Origin of the sequence: Xanthocytophaga flava (assembly GCF_030068545.1) — a bacterium.
Classification (GTDB): Bacteria; Bacteroidota; Bacteroidia; order Cytophagales; family 172606-1; genus Xanthocytophaga; species Xanthocytophaga flava.
Window position 1 is genome coordinate 63,125 of record NZ_JASJOR010000003.1, and the last position, 20,143, is coordinate 83,267.

Annotated in this window: 21 protein-coding genes; 14 read left to right on the top strand and 7 right to left on the bottom strand. The window is 39.0% G+C overall.

From position 1 onward, the window contains the following. Window positions 1-45: 45 nt before the first annotated feature. Window positions 46-471, top strand: a complete 426-nt coding sequence (locus QNI15_RS05690; RefSeq protein WP_314030986.1) for a putative quinol monooxygenase — start codon at window positions 46-48, stop codon at window positions 469-471. A 108-nt stretch (window positions 472-579) separates the two neighbouring features. Here the strand turns inward: QNI15_RS05690 and QNI15_RS05695 are convergent, their stop codons facing one another. Beyond that, entirely contained in the window at window positions 580-1,449 is an 870-nt protein-coding gene (locus QNI15_RS05695) for a hypothetical protein (protein ID WP_314030987.1), read from the bottom strand. A gap of 295 nt (window positions 1,450-1,744) precedes the next feature. Here QNI15_RS05695 and QNI15_RS05700 point away from each other — a divergent pair, with 295 nt between their 5' ends. Together QNI15_RS05700 and QNI15_RS05705 are read left to right on the top strand one after the other, a co-directional pair. Next, complete coding sequence (locus tag QNI15_RS05700) at window positions 1,745-2,314, top strand: chemotaxis protein CheB (RefSeq protein WP_314030988.1); 570 nt, start codon at window positions 1,745-1,747, stop codon at window positions 2,312-2,314. A gap of 247 nt (window positions 2,315-2,561) precedes the next feature. Next, on the top strand, window positions 2,562-4,019 hold the full coding sequence (locus tag QNI15_RS05705) for an MBL fold metallo-hydrolase (protein WP_314030989.1): 1,458 nt from the start codon (window positions 2,562-2,564) through the stop codon (window positions 4,017-4,019). Between the two features lie 487 nt (window positions 4,020-4,506). On the opposite strand, the gene QNI15_RS05710 is transcribed toward QNI15_RS05705, so the two are convergent. Continuing rightward, window positions 4,507-5,496, bottom strand: coding sequence for an AraC family transcriptional regulator (locus QNI15_RS05710; protein ID WP_314030990.1), 990 nt, complete (start codon window positions 5,494-5,496; stop codon window positions 4,507-4,509). Between the two features lie 13 nt (window positions 5,497-5,509). Next, the gene (locus tag QNI15_RS05715) at window positions 5,510-6,418 is read right to left on the bottom strand and encodes an SDR family oxidoreductase (RefSeq protein WP_314030991.1); all 909 of its coding nucleotides are present in this window, start codon (window positions 6,416-6,418) and stop codon (window positions 5,510-5,512) included. A gap of 450 nt (window positions 6,419-6,868) precedes the next feature. On the opposite strand from QNI15_RS05715, the gene QNI15_RS05720 reads away from it, so the two are divergent. Next, on the top strand, window positions 6,869-7,252 hold the full coding sequence (locus QNI15_RS05720; protein WP_314030992.1) for a DinB family protein: 384 nt from the start codon (window positions 6,869-6,871) through the stop codon (window positions 7,250-7,252). A gap of 233 nt (window positions 7,253-7,485) precedes the next feature. Here the strand turns inward: QNI15_RS05720 and QNI15_RS05725 are convergent, their stop codons facing one another. Further along, on the bottom strand, window positions 7,486-7,797 hold the full coding sequence (locus QNI15_RS05725) for a hypothetical protein (RefSeq protein WP_313998321.1): 312 nt from the start codon (window positions 7,795-7,797) through the stop codon (window positions 7,486-7,488). Window positions 7,798-8,046: 249 nt separating this feature from the next. On the opposite strand from QNI15_RS05725, the gene QNI15_RS05730 reads away from it, so the two are divergent. The 10 genes from QNI15_RS05730 (at window position 8,047) to QNI15_RS05775 (ending at window position 15,299) form a co-directional block, all read left to right on the top strand. Further along, window positions 8,047-8,952 (top strand): NAD(P)H-binding protein, encoded by a 906-nt coding sequence (locus QNI15_RS05730; protein WP_314030993.1) that lies wholly within the window; start codon window positions 8,047-8,049, stop codon window positions 8,950-8,952. A gap of 9 nt (window positions 8,953-8,961) precedes the next feature. Further along, the gene (locus tag QNI15_RS05735; protein ID WP_314030994.1) at window positions 8,962-9,879 is read left to right on the top strand and encodes a helix-turn-helix domain-containing protein; all 918 of its coding nucleotides are present in this window, start codon (window positions 8,962-8,964) and stop codon (window positions 9,877-9,879) included. A gap of 135 nt (window positions 9,880-10,014) precedes the next feature. Further along, on the top strand, window positions 10,015-10,962 hold the full coding sequence (locus tag QNI15_RS05740) for an alpha/beta hydrolase family esterase (RefSeq protein WP_314030995.1): 948 nt from the start codon (window positions 10,015-10,017) through the stop codon (window positions 10,960-10,962). Between the two features lie 370 nt (window positions 10,963-11,332). After that, a complete protein-coding gene (locus QNI15_RS05745) occupies window positions 11,333-11,599 on the top strand; it encodes a helix-turn-helix domain-containing protein (protein WP_313998330.1) in 267 nt (88 codons plus the stop codon). A 75-nt stretch (window positions 11,600-11,674) separates the two neighbouring features. Next, window positions 11,675-11,821, top strand: a complete 147-nt coding sequence (locus QNI15_RS05750; protein WP_313998332.1) for a hypothetical protein — start codon at window positions 11,675-11,677, stop codon at window positions 11,819-11,821. Between the two features lie 498 nt (window positions 11,822-12,319). After that, window positions 12,320-13,090 carry a hypothetical protein gene (locus tag QNI15_RS05755; protein WP_313998337.1) on the top strand — a complete coding sequence of 257 codons (771 nt, stop codon included), beginning with the start codon at window positions 12,320-12,322 and terminating at the stop codon, window positions 13,088-13,090. 151 nt (window positions 13,091-13,241) lie between these two features. Then, complete coding sequence (locus QNI15_RS05760) at window positions 13,242-13,421, top strand: hypothetical protein (RefSeq protein WP_313998338.1); 180 nt, start codon at window positions 13,242-13,244, stop codon at window positions 13,419-13,421. 239 nt (window positions 13,422-13,660) lie between these two features. Next, window positions 13,661-14,233: a Crp/Fnr family transcriptional regulator gene (locus QNI15_RS05765; protein WP_313998340.1), complete on the top strand. Its 573-nt coding sequence runs from the start codon at window positions 13,661-13,663 to the stop codon at window positions 14,231-14,233. Between the two features lie 51 nt (window positions 14,234-14,284). Further along, entirely contained in the window at window positions 14,285-14,686 is a 402-nt protein-coding gene (locus QNI15_RS05770) for a hypothetical protein (RefSeq protein WP_314030996.1), read from the top strand. Between the two features lie 91 nt (window positions 14,687-14,777). After that, a complete protein-coding gene (locus QNI15_RS05775) occupies window positions 14,778-15,299 on the top strand; it encodes a nuclear transport factor 2 family protein (RefSeq protein WP_314030997.1) in 522 nt (173 codons plus the stop codon). Between the two features lie 453 nt (window positions 15,300-15,752). Here the strand turns inward: QNI15_RS05775 and QNI15_RS05780 are convergent, their stop codons facing one another. Genes QNI15_RS05780 through QNI15_RS05790 form a run of 3 tightly spaced genes read right to left on the bottom strand, consistent with a single transcriptional unit; the run spans window position 15,753 to window position 20,138 of the window. After that, window positions 15,753-17,693, bottom strand: coding sequence for an alpha/beta hydrolase-fold protein (locus QNI15_RS05780; protein ID WP_314030998.1), 1,941 nt, complete (start codon window positions 17,691-17,693; stop codon window positions 15,753-15,755). Between the two features lie 54 nt (window positions 17,694-17,747). Beyond that, complete coding sequence (locus QNI15_RS05785) at window positions 17,748-18,980, bottom strand: glycosyl hydrolase family 8 (RefSeq protein WP_314030999.1); 1,233 nt, start codon at window positions 18,978-18,980, stop codon at window positions 17,748-17,750. Window positions 18,981-19,022: 42 nt separating this feature from the next. Beyond that, window positions 19,023-20,138 (bottom strand): alpha/beta hydrolase, encoded by a 1,116-nt coding sequence (locus QNI15_RS05790; RefSeq protein WP_314031000.1) that lies wholly within the window; start codon window positions 20,136-20,138, stop codon window positions 19,023-19,025. Window positions 20,139-20,143 lie beyond the last annotated feature (5 nt).

Sequence of the window (20,143 nt, forward strand, 5' to 3'; positions counted from 1 at the left end):
TGAGTGTTTTGCAACTAAAACTTACTTTAAACTATAAAATGAGTTATGAAATTACTTAACTATAAAGCTCAATTTCGTTCGTATAAAATGCTGAAGGTATTGAGTATACTGTTTGTGATGGTATTTTCCTTTGGTAAGGTGGCTACTGCACAGGAAAAAAAGCAAATGGTCAGACTGGCTAAGATCAAAGTTGATCCTGTACAATTGAAAAATTATACCACAGCATTAAATGAGCAAATGAATACCGCTATCCGGGTTGAACCGGGAGTCTTAACCTATTATGCTGTAGCTGATAAAAGCAATCCCTCAAATATAACCATCCTTGAAATCTATGCTGATACAGCTGCCTACAAATCCCACATAGAAACTGCCCATTTCAAGAAATACAAAGAAACTGTAAAACATATGGTGAAGTCGTTAGAGCTGGTAGATGTTACTTTGATTAATTCCGCTAAGAAACCGGGTATGTAAGATTTGAGCTGATAAATCCCAGCAGTCTTTATCAGATGAGGCTTTTGGAAGCAAAATAAAAGCCACTGAGATTAGATTTCAGTGGCTTGATCAGATAGCTTCGCTTTGTTACTTAATGGTAATAGTTTTACTCACCCCATCAATAGTTAGTGTGGCCTTATCATCACAGGTACCATCGCCATAATCTAAAACAGCGTTTGAATAACCTTCTGTCTCGATCAGGTAGTTACCGGATACCTTACGATAATTGCATGATTTGGTAGTGAGTATGGGACCTTCGATAGTGGCAGTAAAGGCTGTCCCCTTTTTATTTATTCCTGAGATCTCACCTGTTGTGGATGTAACAGAAGGAGAGTAGCTAGTTCCGCCATTGGGTAAGTTTTCCTTTACATCCAGTTTATAGGACAGTGTATGGGTGCTACTCCATTTTATTTGTGAACCATCTTCATACGTCACCGACGCATTATTATATTTTGTCACTTGCTTTCTGCTGGAATCAATACGGGTTATGGTAACTACATAACTGCCATTGTATGTTCTGCCATTTTCTGTATAGCCATTAAAATCCGGAACCGCAACCTCATAACCATTCTCAATAGTAGTTACCACAAATGTAATCTTTCCCTTAAAGCTCACGCTATCACATACTACGCCTGTTCCATAGTCGAACGTATAAATCCTTTGTCCCGCTTCATTCCTTGTGTAAGTAGAAGTACCACATTCCTGTTCCAGCATTCTATTTAGTCTGGCAGAAGCAGTAGTTTTATTGATTTTACCACTTGATGGGTCTGAATCTCCAAAACCTGAAGCCATGTTGCTAATTGTTTCCAGCTCGGCCAGTAGGTCTATCGTTGCCTGAGCAGAGGTAAAGTTTTGTTCGGATGAAGGTTTCACCTCTTCCTCTTTTTTGCAACCTGCCAAAATGGTTACAATGAGAGCGAGTGCAAAAATACGATAGACAAGCGTGTTTTTTTTCATAGCAGTTTTAATGTATCTGTTTACAGTGAGTGTATAATAGGTATTACAATCGTTTTAATTAAATATAAACTAAGTTCGTGATTTATAGTTGGCGGTAACATATATACATAGTTATAGATAAAGTGATTTATGTAAGAAAGCAGATGGATTTAGTTTAAAGGACTATAAAATACAGGAAAGTATACAGGATAAGCTATCATTTAATTTATAGTGGACTCATTTATTCTCATCCTTTCTTCCACCTATACAGGCACGATTTTATACTGAGTATATAGTGAGACCAAATGTGAAGCATATGAATAAGACTACATCTTATCCTATTGTTGGAATAGGCTTTTCAGCAGGAGGGATTGAGGCGCTACAAACGTTTTTGGCGAACTTGCCAGATCCTACAGGGGCTTCCTTTGTGATTATTCCACATCTGTCTGCACAGAATGAAAGTCAGCTGGACAAAGTGCTCAAACGTTACACCCACCTGCAAATACACTGGATTACCGACCATGTTATCCCTCAACCTGAATGTGCTTACCTGTTGCCTCCTGGTAAACAGTTGGACTTTCAGGCTGAGGCTTTTCTACTTAAACCACGCTTAGCCGAACAAAAGATTAATCACATGATTGACCTGGGATTTGCAGCTCTTGCTCAGGCTTTTCAGCGCCGTGTCATTGGCATTGTGTTGTCTGGTATGGGCAACGACGGACTCACTGGTGCCAGAGCTATTGAGCAACAAGGTGGGATCGTACTGGTGCAAAACCCGGAAACAGCTCAGTTTCAGAGTATGCCCAAATCTATAATTTCTCACGACCATCCGGATATGGTGGCCACACCCAAAGAACTCGCAGGCATATTGATACGTATGTTTTAGATTTGATCAGTTACCTGTACCAATCATTTTATCTGTTGAGTACCTCAACTATAGTATATACCTTCAAAAAGCATAAAAGATTATCTATCTTTGCATTCCTACTCTTTAACTGATAAATTGGACAAAGGTAAGGTAAATAGACATATCAGTGAGAAGGACAGCGATCAACTGAGCCATGGCCTAGTCCTGACTTTATATACAGGCATTCATGCAACGTAAACTTATACAATTGTAATTCGTAGAAAAGATGGAAAGAAGAAAATTTATCTCTAATCTATCCGGCTTTGGAGCACTATCTTTGATGAAACCAGATTTGTTATTCAGTAAGACTGTCGTTTCTTCAGCCAATTATACAATTGAGCAATTTGAAGATAAAGGCTTGGCGCATTTTTCATATGCTGTGTTGGCAGACAAAAAAATGATCGTCATAGATCCCAAAAGAGATCCGCAAATCTATTATGACTATGCAAAGCAGCAGGATGCTAAAATTATAGGCATCATTGAGACCCATCCTCATGCGGATTTTGCCAGTGCACACCTGGAGATGCACAAGAAGTTAAATGTACCCATCTATGCCAGTAGTCTGACTAAACCTGGTTATCCGGGTACTGCATTTGATGAGGACGCAATCATTAAACTTTCCGATAAGGTAAGTTTACGGTCGTTGTATACCCCTGGTCATGCACCTGATCATATAGCTGTAGTGCTGGCTGAAAAAGGCAAAGACATTGCCGTATTTTCAGGCGACTCCCTGCTCATTGGTGATGTGGGTCGCCCGGATCTTCGGGATTTCTCTAAGAATGTAGACTCCCAGCGCCAAAAGCTGGCAGAGATGATGTATGACACCATTCATGAGAAGTTTGCCAAACTGAGTGATGAGGTGATTTTATATCCTGCTCATGGTGCGGGTTCTTTGTGTGGAAAGTCTATTCGTAAAGCGGCCGACTCAACTATAGGGTATGAACGACAGCATAATTATGCTTTTGAGAAAAGAACAAAAGCTGAATTTGTAAGCTTGCTCTTGCAGGATCAACCGTTTATTCCCAAGTATTTTCCTTATTCAGTGGGGTTAAACATTCAGGGAGTTCCTGAACTAGCTGCAAGCCTGGCCAAAATCAACCGCTTACCCAAAAATTATCAACCAGAGGCACAGGCTCTGATCATAGATTCCCGTCCGGCAGACGCTTTTAAAGCTTCGTATATTACCGATGCGGTTAACATTCAGAATGGTGGAAGCTTCGCTACCTGGCTAGGAAGTCTGGTATCTCCTGATACACAATTTTATTTGATTGGTGCGGATGAGGAGAGCTTAAAGGGTGTTATACAAAAGGCTGCTTCTATCGGATATGAATCTAAGATAAAAGGTGCCTTTGTCTATGATGCCAAAAACGGAAATCAGTTTGCCGCCCTTGATATAAACTCATTCAAACCAGAAGAAAATAAGTATACGTATCTGGATGTACGAACAACAAAAGAGGTAAAACAGGAACCGGTTTTCAAAAACAGTCTTAACATTCCTTTACAGGAACTAGACAAACGCATGTCAGAGATTCCTACAGACAAACCTATTCTGGTAAACTGTGCCTCTGGCTATCGTTCTGCCACCGCAAGTAGTATGCTTAAAAAGCTGCTACCTACAGTACCTGTATATGACCTTGGAGCCGCAGTAGCAGACTACAAGAATACAGCAGAAGCTAAGAAGTAAAATATGTATAAAGAGTGATTGCTCCAGTACATGACAGGCTGCCAGACTTAGATTTGTTTCCAATCTTGAGGATTTTAAGAATAAAAGTTTCCCGTCGTTGGTGTTTTCACCAACGACTTGTTGCCTCCATTCATATTAGTAATAAAACCGACATAGAGAGGGAACTTAAGGTAGATACAAAGTAGATCTTACTGGTTCGAACGTCCGTTCGGACCTATATTGACAGTAACATCATTGCATTGGAAAAATTGAGCCAAGTTTAAGTTTTTGTTCAAACGGGGCTATATCCACTAATGTAACAATTGTCGCTGTCAAAATATACACTCTACAAAGTTTTACATTGCAAGACCAACATATCATTTCTCTGATAATTGGAAAGCATTATCGGAATTCTGATATTCCTGAGATATAAACAGAATTTCGATAATCTTTCAGTGTGAACCGAGTTCTACTCAAAAACTTTCCCATCGGAAATTCAAATATGTATTCATCTCTGTGTCTGATGACCAGAATTCTGATGATTTTGTATTTCACTTGTATCTGTTTTGCTTTTAAAGATTTGCCGGAATCCCAGTGGAGAAAGTCCGCTCTTGGCCTTGAACAGACGACTAAATGATTGTGGATGTTCAAATCCCAAAACATACGAAATTTCACTTACGGATAGTTCAGTGGTAGAGAGTTTCACCTTGGCCTTTTCAATAATTCGGTCCTGGATATGTTGTTGTGTATTTCGCCCTGTTAGTGCTTTCAATAAACTACTTAAATAGTTGGGCGATATATTCAGTCTTTCGGCTATGAATTGTACACTAGGTAATTCTTGTATTGCTAGATCTGTATTATCAAAATAGCTTATCAGCAGATCTTCCAATCGATTAAGTAGCTGATAATTTTCGGTTTTTCGGGTGAGAAACTGGCGATGATAAAATCGATTGGAAAAGTTGAGCAACACTTCAACCATTGAAATGATGATATCCTGACTGAAGTTATCTGTATGAGTGAAATATTCCTTTTGAATAGTCTGCATCAGTCCAATAATTGTATCTTCTTCTTCTTCCGAAAGATACAGTGCTTCATTGACAGAATAATTAAAGTATTCATACTTTCTGATCTCTTTGGCTAAAGGCGTATTCCACAAAAAGTCAGGATGGATATAGAGTCCCCACCCTGACGTTCTGCCTGTTTTGTTTTCTTCTTTGATCGGAGTTAATGGTCCACAAACTTGGCCGGGTGAAATAAAATACATAACACCACCGTGTATGTTATACTGTTGCTGGCCATATTTATAAGTACTGTCGCCAGAATGTTTAAGTGTAATCGTATAAAAATCAAGTATCCGGCTGGCAAGCATTTTTTCTGATAGCTGCTTTATATCTGCCAGGTTAATCACACTGATCAATAGGTGTTTTGGTGTAGGTAAGCCTAACAATTGATGAAACTCATATATTGTTTTAATCCGGTGCGGTTCTATCACTGACATACTACAATATTACTTATTGCTGTTGATAAATAACAGCAAATTCTCTGGCAAAGTCTTTTAGCTTCACTTTTCCCAATGCCAACTTGTGCCGATCATAATCCTCATAAAAAGTGCCATTATGGATGCTGGCATTCATTTCTACAAAGTTATGTGCAATACTATCATTCATGCCATGTGCTTTTAAGGCCATAAGCTGTTGTTGGTCAGTAAGTATTTGCCATGTCAAATCAGGCTTTCCGATTGCAGTTCCCAAAATAGCAGCAGCTTCAGTACAGGATAGTTCTTCACTCGCCACATAACTGACCTTTCTGTCTGTTTCCTGTGATTCAAGTTCGTTTACTACTGCATCTGCAATATCCAGGTTAGAAACCCATACTACCCTGTCATCTCCACCATAACTTGCTGCAATGCTATTGTGATGTTTTAAAGTATGAATATAGCCTAGCATATTTTTATAAAACCCCGCAGCACGAATAAAGGAAACGTTTACATCCGAGGGTAATGCACGTAAAGTATTTTCAGCATGGTAATGGACACTAATCAGACCACTGCCCGTAGCCTTATCAGCACCAATACTACTCAGATACACTATACGTTTCACACCCGATTTCTCGATAGCTTGTTTGTAGTTAGTAACAAATGTCTCTGCTCGTTTGATTACTTCATCAGCTGTATTAGTAGGGTCGGCAAGATTACCATAGGGAGCCAGCATACAATAGACAGCATCTGCTCCTGTAAACGTATTGATAATAAAGTCAACATCATCTATTATACCAATAGCTGCTCTGGCACCTAGTGCTTCAATTTTTTTTTGTTTGTCGGGATTGCTACTGATAACAGTCACCGAATGGCCTTTTTGTAGTAATTTCTCTGTTAGAGGTTGGCTCACATACCCCAGTGAACCTGTAACGACTATATTCATAATTATCTTTTTTGTTGTATCACAAAGTTCGTGAACAGACAAAAAATCGAGATAACAGAATCTGCGAACTTTTTAACAGAATCTAAGGAAATTTCCGAAGCAATGGTATGTTGTTATTCCAACTGACAAGTCGGATTAGCCGTAGTATGTAATTATGAAGAACGGGAGTATAGAAATCTGGATTTGACTTACTTGTCTGCTGCTTTAGCTAAATTGCAGGTGTAGTTAGTTCCTAAAAAAAATATGTCCTAGACATTATAAAACGACTTAGAAAGCCATCCAAAACGACAAAATATGGACAATACAATAAAAGAAATAATATGGAATCAATTCGGGGCAAGTATTGACATGCTTCTAAACGCAATCTCAAATTGCCCTGACGACTATTTTATAACGAACAAAAGATTTTACTATATAGCTTTTCACAGTACCATTTTTTTAGACTACTATTTGACAATTCCACCCAAAGACTTTTCACCACTACTATCATTTACCCAGAAAGAACCAGCAGAAAGACCAAAAGAAGCTATTGACGATTTAATACCTGACAAAATTTATAGCAAACAAGAAATAGTAGAATATCTTAAACAAAGCCGGGAAAAGTGCAGACAACTGATTTATGCGCTGACTGATGAAACGTTAAATGAACGGTTTAAAGAGGGAGATGATCCAAGTGATATGGATTACCCGATTTTGGAAATTCTACTTTATAACCTGCGACATACCCAACATCATACTGCACAACTCAATATGTTGTTACGACAAGATCTGGACAAACATATGGCATGGTCATTCAGGGCAGGTGATCTAAACCAGGCATACCAAAACCAATAACAACGGAGCTCAATAATCTGTTAACATGGGGTGTGTGCAAGTTGGGTGGACTGAATAAAAATGAGTAGTTGTAATGGTGTTTTGCTTGAACGTATATTTCTGAACGTTTGTACTTAACTTCAACTTTATACGTTCAATTACCAGTAGCGGATACAAAATGCCTTACAAAAGTATAAGTCCTTTAGTTATTTATGTGAAAACTCAATAGTGCCTATAACTACACCCTTAGGGTTCTACTTGGCTTTATAAAGCAAAATTACCTGATCTGAGTCATCTTCGTTCTCGTTTGCTGTTTCTTCATCTTCTTCAACGTATTGTCCATTTGCATATGCGGCGAAGTAAATAAGTTGTACCAGGTCATTATCCATCTGGATCAGATAGTGGAGATCAATCTGAACACCATCTTCTACTTGAGAAAGTACCATCACTGGGTAGGTTTTTTTCTCTTCCGAGTCTTCTATCTGTGATATTTTCCAGCTTCCTTCTGTTATTACTTCACCATTAGCCAACTTCTCATGAAACTTTCCTTTGGTATCAATAGTCAAACGAGATAACAGAATCTAAGGATATATCCAGGAGTGTTAAAGGCTGATCTTTCTTTTTTCCTACCGGAAGGAGTGTGATTTTTTCAGAAGGGCAAAAGAATGCAAGTGTGTATTTAGAAAAGATCTGTTTTTACTTCCATCCAGATTTTTGGCTACGACAACAGTTAATTCGGCTACGTCCGTGGTTTTGTTTCGCTATAAGTTTGCTATTACTATTTCATACTATGATTTACCCTAAAATTTAAACAGATGAAAATTGTACTAACAGGCTCAATTGGCCACATTGGCAAACCACTCACAACCGAATTAGTTAAAAAAGGACATCAGGTAACTGTAATCAGCAGTAGCCCGGAACGGCAAAAAGCCATTGAAGAATTAGGTGCAACAGCCGCCATAGGTACAATGGAAGATGCTGATTTTCTGGCAAAGACTTTTACTGGAGCAGATATTGTATATCTTATGGAAACATTGGGAACAGGCTCTGTTGCCTTCTTTGACCAAAATCTTAACATTATTGACGCCATTACACAGATTGGCTACAATTATAAGCAGGCTATTGAACGTGCTGGTGTTAAAAAGATTGTGCATCTAAGCAGTATCGGTGCAGACAAAGGAGCAGGTCTGCTTCGCTTTCATTACAATGTAGAGAACATCCTGAGGGAGTTGCCCGATGATATTTCTATTAAGTGTATGCGTCCTGTAGGCTTTTACTATACTATCTATCCATTCATTTCAATGATTCAGAAAGATGGAGCTATTTTCGCGAACTGGGGTGGAGACGTAAAAGAACCTTGGGTGGAACCTGCTGACATTGCAGCTGTGATAGCTGAAGAAATGGAAAGTCCGTTTGAGGGAAGATCTATTCGCTATATTGCCAGCGACGAAGTTTCACCCAATGAGTTGGCAAAGATTTTAGGGAATGCCATTGGAAAGTCTGATCTACAGTGGATAGAAATTAGTGATGAACAAATGTTACAAGGTTTACTGGCAGCAGGTATGAGTCCGGAAACGGCAAAAGGATATGTAGAAATGAATGTAGGGCGACGGGATGGTTCATTATATGAAGATTACTTTAAACACAGACCTGAACTGGGAAAGGTAAAGCTGACAGACTTTGCTAAGGATTTTGCAGTCGCATTCGCTAAAAACCAGTAAACTTGTAGTATGCAGGAGACAACACCTATCCGGATAAAAACCATATCCGAACTTCATGCCCTTCGTGGTCTGCCCAAGCCACTGCATCCGCTGATCAGTGTGATAAATCTGGAAACTATTGAAAAGACAGAAGCACAGACACAAGGGACTGTTGTACTTGATTTTTATTCTATCTCTATCAAACGAGGTCTAAACATTAAGTACAAATATGGTCAGCAGCAATACGATTTTGATGAAGGTGTTATGTTCTTTACCGCACCTGGTCAGGTAATAGGAATGGAAGTTGGTGACGAACCAATCAAACATACGGGATGGACATTATTTATCCATCCCGATTTTCTCTGGAATACGAATCTGGCTAAAGGGATCAAAAAGTATGAGTTCTTTGACTATGCTGTAAGTGAAGCACTCTTTCTTTCCGAAAGAGAAGAGCAAATGGTTAAGCTTATTCTTCAGGATATGGAACGTGAATATGACGCCAACATTGACAGGTTTAGCCAGAACATTATTATCTCGCAAATAGAATTGCTGCTTAACTATTCAGAGCGATTCTATAACCGGCAGTTTATCACTCGTAAGAAGGCGCATCACCAGATTCTGGATAAGCTGGAACAACTGCTTGATGAATACTTTACTGATGACAGCCGTATACAAACAGGCTTGCCAACGGTGCAGGAGGTAGCCGATGCATTAAACTTATCTCCAACCTATCTTGGAGGATTGTTAAAAGCACTTACCGGATTGAGTACCCAACAACATATTCATGAAAAACTGATTGAAAAAGCAAAAGAGAAGCTATCCACTACTCGTTTGTCTGTCAGTGAGATTGCCTATGCCTTAGGCTTTGAACATCCACAGTCGTTCAGTAAATTGTTTAAAAGTAAGACCAATCTGTCTCCACTGGAGTTTCGGGAAAATTTTAACTGATGTTCCCTTTTTGATTATTATCAACCTTATTATATGTACTGACTTATGAAAACACAAGATTGATTTGCCAACACGCAATAAAAATTACTAACTTGATCTTTCAAATCCTCAAACCAGTTTTTAAAAGATCATCGAATGAAAATACAATCCTTTCCAACTACTGACAGAAGATTACGTGTCCTCTTAAAGTCTTTATATACCAGAAGATTCTGGTCATTTGTCATTCTGGTAATTTTATTATTAGGAGATACAATCTCTCAGGCACAACAGATTATTTCTGATTCAGTACAGGTAGAAGGGCATTACCGGGTATTTCATTTCCATAAACCTACACAAAAGCTCAAAAACCCTTCTCTTATCTTTGTGATGCATGGCTCTGGTGGAAATGGCAAGGACATGATGAAGGGGGCTGTAAAGATGGAGCAAAAGACCAATACAGAAAATGCAATAACTGTATATCCGGATGCCTATAAAAAATACTGGAATGAATGCCGCAAGGCTGCTCCTGTTCCTGCCAATCAGGAAAATATCAACGAACAGGCATTTTTTCAGTCAGTGATCAACTACTTTGTTAAAAAGTACCATGTCAACAAACGACATGTGTTTGCTGTCGGGACTTCAGGAGGCGGGCATATGGCCTATAAGCTGGGACTTACCATGCCTGAGTCGTTCAGAGCCATTACAGCCCTGATTGCCAACTTACCGGATACCAACAATATTGACTGTACACCTGTTGGAAAGCCTCTTCCTGTCATGATAGTCAATGGTACCAATGATAATATTAACCCATACAATGGGGGAGAAGTGAAGATTGGTTTTAACATGGGTTTTGTCCGTTCTACAGACCGCACATTTCATTACTGGTCTGAGTTGGCAGGGTATAAAGGGGAGCCTGTAAAAGAAGATGTTCCCAATACAGATCCGAATGATGGCAGAACAATAGAGCGATATACATATAAAGAAAAAGGAAAACCAGAAGTAGTATTGCTGAAGGTAATAGGAGGGAAGCATGACTATCCCAACGATATTGATGTACATACAGAAGCCTGGGAGTTTTTCAAGCGGCAGATGAAAGGGGAGTAGGTATATTTACAACTTTGGGTATCTATAATAACCAAAGTTGCTATACTACAAAAGACATATTAGCAATAAACTACAGATTAGGTATATGGAAAAAGTAACAATTCCACGATTAGAAAAGGGACTTTGAACAGGTAAACTTCAAAGTTTCTTTTCTGAATGTAGAGCTTTTGAAGCAATACTCGAAGAGGATGAATGGCATAACGACGATAAGAAACTGGCTATATTTCTTCACTTGCAACTAATCCTGCTGGACGCACAGCGAGCAGGTAAAAACCTGACAGATGTAGAAACGCCAGAAAGCTATCGCTACATACATGGATTTCTGTCCCTGCTTGAGTCCACCTTTTAAATAACCGGACCTGATACAGTAGTGAAAATCAAAACAGCCTCAGAGTTTGCAGATCAGTTATATGTTCATCCCAATTACCTGAATGCGTTGGTGAAAAACCAGACAGGGAAAACACTGCGAGAGCATATTCAGGATAGGTTACTCTACGAAGCTAAGGTATTACTTACCCAGACAGACTGGGATATCTGGACTATCAGTTATGTGCTGGGATTTTCTGAACAGGCTGCCTTTACCACCTTTTTTAGTAAGAAAGAAGGTGCTTCCCCTCTAAATTTCGGGAGAATATGATGGTTTTACGGTGAGTATTACAAAGAAGATGTACCTGGCAACCAGATTGGCGATCCTCAGAAAATAGCAGAGGTAATGATTCAGCTTTCACAGGTAGGCGAGCCTCCATTGAGAATATTACTGGGATCAGATGCATTACAGTTTGCCAACTATAAATTACAGATGTTGCAGTCTGGTATAGAAGCGAATAAAGAAATTACTCTTTCTACTGATTTCAGTTAAGAGAAGGATGTGCATACTGTGAAATACAAAAAGGGCTTCTGGTATATATCAGGAGTCCTTTTGTATTTCCTGAAGGAATTACTTTTTACTCAACCTCGACTGAAAAATGAATAAAACCACAGATACTATAAACAGGAATATGGAAATAACCAGATAAGGAATAACAACCTGTTCGTGATGAACCACATCGTGTTCCGGATCAAAATATCTTCCTTCTGAATTATAGGGGAGATTATACGTTTTCAGATAAAAAAAGAACAAAATTCCACTGATTATAAACAAGAACACACAAAACAATTTGATCAATAGTTTGAACATATAACTCTGATTGCTGGTATGAAGGTAATGCTATTATTTTGGGTTATACAGTAGTTTATACATCTCTAAATTACAAAGGACATCATAGTTTTAATTAATACATAGTAGCATTTTTTTTCAATTTTGCAGCTGTAAATTCAAGTAGATGCTACTAACGATAGCATAGCTAAAACAACTTACATGAAAACTATCATTGAACAACTTGTTGAAGACCCGAATATCTTAAACCTGTACCACTTTGGTTCGTATGTCTATGGTACCCGACAGCCAACTAGCGATATGGATTATATTGCTATATGCCACCAGCTACCTGAATATGGTACGCTATATGACCAAGATTTGGTCTGTGTACATTTCATTACCCTTACTAACTTCCAGTTATTGCTTTCTAATTGTGATATACAGGCACTGGAATGTTTTTATCTTAATCCAAAATACATTCTGAAGGCAAGTGCTACTTTACATTTTGAATTGAATAAAGAGGCTTTGAGACGCAGTATTTCGACAATAGCCTCCAACTCCTTTGTCAAGGGGAAAAAGAAACTGATTGTACAGGGAGACTACAATAAATGGCTGGCTATAAAATCCGTATTTCATTCTCTGCGAATACTTGACTTTGGTATTCAGATTGCCAATTCTGGTAAAATAGAAGATTACTCTTCCTTGAACTGGTTGCTTGCTGATTTAATTAAACTTTCTGAGAATAAAGAGGCGGTAGAATTATGGGAATTGATTGACCAGAAATATAGAGAGTTGTATAATTCTAAAAGTTCAGAATTCAGAAAGCTTTGTCCTATTAACAAACAAGAGAACATTATTCTAAACAAGAAAGACAAATCTGTGATGATTGGAAAGACCAAAATCGATTTTCATTCAGATGGAGATGTTATGGAATCCGTTATGCAGTTATTGAAAGAGCTGGATATTAACTTCACGATACACAGAAAATAGGGTTAGTCCATAGTCTATAGATATATACATGTTTATACAAAACGTTAGGTAAAGGGTTATGGTACAGTAGAATAGAATGGTTTTTCGAACTTATCTGTAGAAAGAATCGTTATAAAGGCGTTAACATATTCGTGGAGAAAGGAAAATAAATATGAGCAACAAAGTTAAAGAACATCGTGTATATGTCTCAACCTTAGCCGAGTACATTGAGAGATTAAAATTCTGGATTAATGAAGGCTGGAAACTGGTGGAAGGTAGTCCGTTACCACAGTACCAAGTGGTAGAAGGAAAGTTAGAGAAGTACTATTATTTTAAAGTCGAACAAAAGTAAATAGAAGAAGCAAAGGCAGTTTAACGACTGCCTTTATTTTTTGTCTAACCTGCTGACGTAGGTAATAGAAAGAAAACACTGGGATATCATTCTGAAATAAGGTATTTCCTATTCTACCATAAGTATACAAAGTCTATCCTTATAACGCAGACTTGTTACAACTTGGAAATGTGTGTAGATTGTATTCTATTGTATAGTTATTTTTAGATTTATCTCAGTATCTATACTTCAATCTTAACGTGGAAGAATTAGCTGGTATATTTGACAACCTTGGACTAGATAAGACCTGTTTTGAGACGTTTGTTAAGCTAGCACGTACCAAAACTCTCAAAAGACAAGAACATTGGATTACTGAAGGAAATGTTTGCCGCTTTATCGGATTTGTTGTATCTGGGACATTAAGATCTTATGTACAAAATGCCGATGGAGAATTCAATAATGATTTTTATCTGGAGAACAACTTTGTAAGCGCTTACACTAGTTTTCTGACACAAATGCCGACCAACTGTAATATTCAGGCGCTTACAGAAGCCCAAATCCTCTATATAACCTATGAACAACTGGCCACACTAACAAGTGAAGACATCCGGTTTGTGAAACTCGGAAAATATATCTCAGATCATTTTTTTATCCGAAAATGCAAACGTGAGACTTCTTTTCTTAAACATACAGCGGCAGAGCGGTTCGAGATGGTTAAGGTACTTTATCCGGAAATTGAGCAAAGAGTTTCTCAATACCATATTGCTTCCTATTTAGGCATCAAGCCACAATCACTCAGTAGGATAAAACTCTTAACCTATGTGAAGAAATAAGCTGTCTGGCAGATTTATATTTGTAGATCAGAATATAAATCTATGTGACCTATGCCAAAAATTCATTTAACTGTAAGTGGAAAGGAAGATCCAATACTTGCACAAAACTTAGCAATAAGTATAAGTTTGCTTACAAAAGAATTCCTGAATAAAAAGCCTGAGCTTACAGCTGTAACCATATCCTTTATTGGTGAACACCTATGGTTCATCAATTCCAGATCGCTTGAGGAATTAAACGTCAAGAGTTTTTATCTCGAAATAAAAATCTCCGATTCAACCAATCTCAAAGATGACAAAGCGGCCTATATCGATGGCGTTTATAAGGCATTTTCTTCTATTATTCCAGATATACATCCTGTTAGTTATACCCTAATTGATGAAGTGAAGATGGACGCCTATGGGTACGAAGGCTTGACAATTGAATATAAGTACATTACCAGCAAAAGAAAGTAAATTCTCTTTTCAATAGGTGTACCATGGGTATGAGTCTTGCACACATGGTAGACTTTTAAACCTGACAAAAATGAAGGCCTTGCCATTTTTTATGTTAACTTTAGTCTATTCTGCTTTTGCACAAAGAGCTTTTGCCCAGGAAAAAGATAAAAATGCAACTGCTCTTTCCATTCTTGTTGATACATATTCACAAAGTGTAGCAACACGGGATTCTGCTACTTTTTACGGATTATTTAATGATGGCTCAGTGATGTGGGGTGCTGTTCTTAGTGAGCGAACACAGTCGAAGGAACAAGAAGTGAAAGGAACTACTGCAAGTAATTATTTTGAAGGAAGTTACAAGCGATTTATGCGTGGGTTGTTCAGATATGAATCCTGTGAGGATAAATTTGAAAACATTCATATTATAGAAGATGGAAGTGTAGCTTCTATCACAATGGATTATAGCTTTTGGGCCAATGGCTCAATGACCAACTGGGGTAGCAAATATCTAAGTCTGATTAAAAGGGATGGTAAATGGAAAATAACAAGTGTCATCTATTCACTTGAACTAACAAAATATTTTAAGCAGCCATCTCTTACAGAACGCCGAAAGGCCAAGAAAAAACATTAGCAATAGTACAACTGGCGGTCTATGTAAATATTTTCTTCTATCACTATAGTATAAAGCTAAGTTTACCTGTCTTCAAGCTACCAAAAATACAATCACTTGTATAGACACTCTGACTCAATTGAGAGAAAAAGTTTATCTGGCCTAGACTTTTTAATAGTTGTTTCAGTTGGAGACTCAAGCAGAAAAGTCTTTTACTTGTTGTCGTACCATAAATAACCTATAATAGTGTTTTAGCAAACTAAAATCTGCTAACATACCCTAATTCGAAGAAAATCAATTTTAGAAAACACAAGACACGATCACTGACAACCAAGTTAAAAAGCAGTCAAAAAAAACAGAGCCTATACTCTGTTAAAAGTATAGGCTCTGGTGCTCTGATATGTACAAGATCTCAGATTGAATACATACATCTGACATTCGGAATGGCGTATATTTCCAGATAATACTAAATCATTATTTAAATAGTACCTGCGAAAACCCAAACAAATCATGACGCCACACAGGCCAGGTATGTCCACCTGCGTATTCACTATAGGTGTAGCGGATACCCATCTGATCAAATTTTCCCCGCATGATTTTGCAATTTTCATAAGCAATGTCTTCCTTTCCGCCCATTGAAATCCAAAACTGTTTCAGATTTGTGTTGATGGTAGACGCATTGTTTTTCATAAAGTCATATTGAGGGTCAGACAAGGTAGGATTGTTGGCAAACCAGCCTGAACTAAATACACCCAGGTAGTTAAACATGTTGGTGTTTTTGATACCTGCATACAAAGTTTGCAATCCACCCATAGACAACCCTGCCAGAGCCCTGTTTTTTGCATCCGTGTGCACGCGATAGTTGCTTTCTACAAATGGAATTGCAGCTTGTTTTAATTCGTTTTCAAATGCCTTTAACACATTCTCATTAAATCCTGCGAGTCCACCACCGTTGTTTACATTCCCATCCAGCATGACAATGAGCATGGGTTTGGCTTTGCCTTCAGCAATAAGATTATCCAGGATCAGATCCGTTTTTCCCTGAGTAGCCCATCCACGCTGATCTTCTCCTCCTCCGTGTAACAGATAGAGAACAGGAAAGTTATCAGATGATTTGTCGTATCCAGGAGGTGTGTAAATATACATCTCCCGCCATGTATTGGTCACTGTTGAAAGATACTTTCGGATGCGTATATCCCCATGGGGAACCTCTTTGAGGGCATAGAAGCTTCCATCTCGGTCAGGAATTTCAATGCCACTAGCCATTCGTCCCATACCATAGAAACTTTCACTGGCAGGATCAGCCAATGCAACACCATCAACCAGAAGAGAATAATAATGAAATCCCCGGCTAATGGAATCGGTAGTGACAGTCCAAAAGCCCGCAGTATCTTTTGTCATATCGTATTTTTTACCCAGGTCAATCTGAACCTTTTGTGCCTGTGGAGCTTTGATACGGAAAGCTACCCGATTATCAGGCAATAGCTGGGGATATTTTCCATTGCGGATATTGGTAGAAGCAGGGGAACCTAAGATAGTGTATTTGGAAAAGCTGGAAACATCAACAGGTTTGAACAGAAACTGGGAGAACATATACAAACCATTTTTCCATACCTTAAAATCGTGTACACCCGGTTCAATATAATAGATGTGTGGAACTCCTTTTTCATACAAATAGTCATGTGTACGTTTACTGAAATTGATCAGATTATCATTATCCCCACAGGAAATCCATAAAAGTTTGAGTTTGTTTTTAGCCTCTTGTGGATTGGGAATAAGCTCTTCAGGCTTTTTGGTATTGGGTGCAGATGAAAAACCACCAACCCAGGCGAATTTGTCGAGGTTGCCTAATCCAAAGTTCAGCGATTGTCCACCACCCATCGAAAGCCCAGCAATAGCCCGTGATTCCCGGTTAGTAAGTGTTGCATATTTTTTCTCGATAAAGGGAATCAAGTCATTGAGCAGATCTTTTTCAAAAGTAGCAAAAGCCTCTACTTTATCTTTGTCGAAAATATTGCCGATGGGTCGGTCATCTTTCATAGCCCTGCCATTGGGTAAAACTACAATCATGGGTTTGATTTTCCCATCCGCATAGAGATTGTCCAGAATTACCTGGGGCGAGCCACCATTGAGCCATTCTTTTTCATCTCCTCCAATGCCATGCAAAAGATACAATACAGGATATTTTGTTTTTTTGCTATAGTTAGGAGGGGTGTAAACCAATGCTTTTCGGCTAGTACCTACAGTTTTGGAGTTGTACTGAATGGTGTCAATTTTTCCATGAGCAGTTCCTGTACGCACTACATCAAATCCTTTGGGAGCCTCCTTGGCTATGCTTTGTTGAGCAATATTTTGTGAATGGGTATTGATTAGTAGAGTCAGAAAAGTCAGGAATGTAAGTAAAAACCGTTTCATACGTGTATAGCTTTCAGCGTGAATAAATGCCAGTGAAGAGAATGTGTACTAAAGTTAATGGGTTTGTGGAGTGATGATCTGGTATTTTCCACTCAGATGCATAAGGCTGAATAAATACAATAACCCATCATAATAGGGGTCAAAATATCCATCGTCGTAAGGTTCAAGTTTGGCATTCCATAGGGCATGCACAAAGTCGAGACTTTTCTTATCTGAATTGATCAGAGAAAGAGAAGAAGCCGTAGCCACCAAGCCCAACGAATGCCTGAGCTTTTTTTCAGGACCTGCTTGCAGGATAAACTCCGGACGTGAGCCATCCAGATTAAACTGGTCTTCAAATGTGTCAATGCCCTTTGTGCGGAGAAATCCTTGAAAACGTTTGGCATACTCCTGCTGCCATTTTTTGTCTTTACCAAACCAGACATAATCCATCGTAATATTCATCGGAACTCTCCACGAATCATACCGAAAGGCAGACGGCGACCAGGGTGTATCATGCGGCTTTCCGCTAAACTCGGTGTAGTCTGCATTTAGTCCGGTAACAGGGTGGCAGGCTCGATGCAGAAATGCCCGTGATGTATCCGCACATGCTTTGTAAAATGACTCATGTCCATCGTTGGCATACAACGCCCATACTTCCATAAAGGCCGGCAGGTGATACGATGGGTCAGTCCACTGATAGCCGTTTCCTTCAGGAACAAAGGTGATTTGTTTATGGTCAGTATTAATCAGATTGTATATGTTTCCGGACCCATCTTTCTTCCACATGGCATCCAGTATATGCCGGGCTTCATTGTAATAATGAATGCCTGTGCGGTTGCCCCACTTATTGGCCGCAAACAAAAGGCTGGTAACATAATAAAGCTCGCCATCCGAAGCCGATCCTTCAGAGTTACGCTTCATGGTTTTGGGATTAATGCTCCAGGCAAAATATGCCTCCCGTGGGCCACTCTGATGTTGCAGATAGGCTTTCGACCACCGCCAGATACGATCAAATACATCTTTTTTATTCAGTTGAACAGCTATCATCATCCCATAGGAGAGTCCTTCCGTACGGGCATCATGATTTTTAATATCTGAAACATAGGCCATGGTATCACCAACCTGAAAGTATACCCGGTTGGGACCTTCAAAGATGTCGTAATAGGCTTTCGCAACCTTTGCCTCTATATCTGCCTGGCTATAACCTGCCTCTTTGAACAGATTTCGATATCGTGTGGTTTGAGCTATACCCACACCATCCGGAAAGATAGACAAGAGGAAAATAAGAATAAGGATAAGTTTCATGGTAAAGACTTGTTTTCTGTACTCTTGCTTTTCCAGAATATGTTATTTAAAAAGCAAAGGGGCCATTTGATATAAGCTTCTACGCCATGTTTGAAACTCATGTGCTGTACCTTCTGAAATATAGGTTGTGACATTGATTCCTGCGGCTTTGAGTTCTTCGCCTGCTTTCTGTACCCCCTCAGGACGCTCTTTGCTTCCACAGCTTAGAAATATGTGCTTTACTTTTGATTTGTCTTTGATATCAGCAGGTGCATACACGCCGCCACTTAGCAGACCATAATAAGAAAAGACTTCGGGTTTGTTCAGGGTAATCTGCTTGGTCTCCATTCCTCCCATAGAAAGCCCGGCCATAGCTCTTTTATCTTTGGTGGCAAGAGTACGAAAATTAGCATCAATGTAAGGAATCAGCTCATCAACGAGTACAGTCTGGAATGGCACAATACTAAATTCGCGAATCTTGCCAAATTTTACTTCATTGGTCATGCCATAGGTCATTACGATCAGGAAAGGCTTGATTTTTCCATCCGCAATCAGGTTGTCCATTATTAAATTGGCATGTCCCTGATTACTCCACGCCGTTTCATCTTCTCCCCAGCCATGCTGTAAATACAAAACAGGGTATTTCTCTTTTCCTTTTTCATATCCAGGAGGAGTATAGACAAAAGCTCTGCGAGAAGTACCTGTACTGGGCGATGGAAAAAGGACCTGTTGTACCTGGCCATGAGGCACATTTTTGAGCGCATAAAAATCCTGATCATGTGCGGGTATTTCAATACCACTTTCCCAACGTACCGAGCCGTAGAAATTCAATGTGCCCGGATCATTGAATTTTCCACCATCAATGTTCACATTGTAATAGTGAAAGCCTTCGTCCATTGGTCCGTCGGTTGTACCCATCCATGAACCATCTGCCGCCTTGCTGAGTTTGGTGCCACCTCTTCCTCCCAGACCCAAACTTACCCGTACACTATCAGCTGCAGGAGCAATTATTTTAAAACGTGCATAGCCCTGAGAGTTTACCATTGGATATTCCTGTCCAGGCTGGTTTACTGTAGACGGCTTAAAATCTTCTTTGATTGTAGACTGTTGTGCCTGTGCAAAGCAAAGCCCACCTGTAACAAAGGTAATGAGTGCTATTTGTAACAACTTGACTTTCATTTTCT

Excerpts from the sequence above, each read along its gene's own strand:
- QNI15_RS05775 (WP_314030997.1), top strand. The coding sequence starts at position 14,778 with ATGTTAACTTTAGTCTATTCTGCTTTTGCACAAAGAGCTTTTGCCCAG.
- QNI15_RS05735 (WP_314030994.1), top strand. The coding sequence starts at position 8,962 with ATGCAGGAGACAACACCTATCCGGATAAAAACCATATCCGAACTTCAT.
- QNI15_RS05700 (WP_314030988.1), top strand. The coding sequence starts at position 1,745 with ATGAATAAGACTACATCTTATCCTATTGTTGGAATAGGCTTTTCAGCA.
- QNI15_RS05730 (WP_314030993.1), top strand. The coding sequence starts at position 8,047 with ATGAAAATTGTACTAACAGGCTCAATTGGCCACATTGGCAAACCACTC.
- QNI15_RS05715 (WP_314030991.1), bottom strand. The coding sequence starts at position 6,418 with ATGAATATAGTCGTTACAGGTTCACTGGGGTATGTGAGCCAACCTCTA.
- QNI15_RS05755 (WP_313998337.1), top strand. The coding sequence starts at position 12,320 with ATGAAAACTATCATTGAACAACTTGTTGAAGACCCGAATATCTTAAAC.
- QNI15_RS05750 (WP_313998332.1), top strand. The coding sequence starts at position 11,675 with ATGATTCAGCTTTCACAGGTAGGCGAGCCTCCATTGAGAATATTACTG.
- QNI15_RS05710 (WP_314030990.1), bottom strand. The coding sequence starts at position 5,496 with ATGTCAGTGATAGAACCGCACCGGATTAAAACAATATATGAGTTTCAT.
- QNI15_RS05780 (WP_314030998.1), bottom strand. The coding sequence starts at position 17,693 with ATGAAACGGTTTTTACTTACATTCCTGACTTTTCTGACTCTACTAATC.
- QNI15_RS05785 (WP_314030999.1), bottom strand. The coding sequence starts at position 18,980 with ATGAAACTTATCCTTATTCTTATTTTCCTCTTGTCTATCTTTCCGGAT.
- QNI15_RS05790 (WP_314031000.1), bottom strand. The coding sequence starts at position 20,138 with ATGAAAGTCAAGTTGTTACAAATAGCACTCATTACCTTTGTTACAGGT.
- QNI15_RS05740 (WP_314030995.1), top strand. The coding sequence starts at position 10,015 with ATGAAAATACAATCCTTTCCAACTACTGACAGAAGATTACGTGTCCTC.
- QNI15_RS05760 (WP_313998338.1), top strand. The coding sequence starts at position 13,242 with ATGAGCAACAAAGTTAAAGAACATCGTGTATATGTCTCAACCTTAGCC.
- QNI15_RS05695 (WP_314030987.1), bottom strand. The coding sequence starts at position 1,449 with ATGAAAAAAAACACGCTTGTCTATCGTATTTTTGCACTCGCTCTCATT.
- QNI15_RS05705 (WP_314030989.1), top strand. The coding sequence starts at position 2,562 with ATGGAAAGAAGAAAATTTATCTCTAATCTATCCGGCTTTGGAGCACTA.
- QNI15_RS05770 (WP_314030996.1), top strand. The coding sequence starts at position 14,285 with ATGCCAAAAATTCATTTAACTGTAAGTGGAAAGGAAGATCCAATACTT.
- QNI15_RS05690 (WP_314030986.1), top strand. The coding sequence starts at position 46 with ATGAAATTACTTAACTATAAAGCTCAATTTCGTTCGTATAAAATGCTG.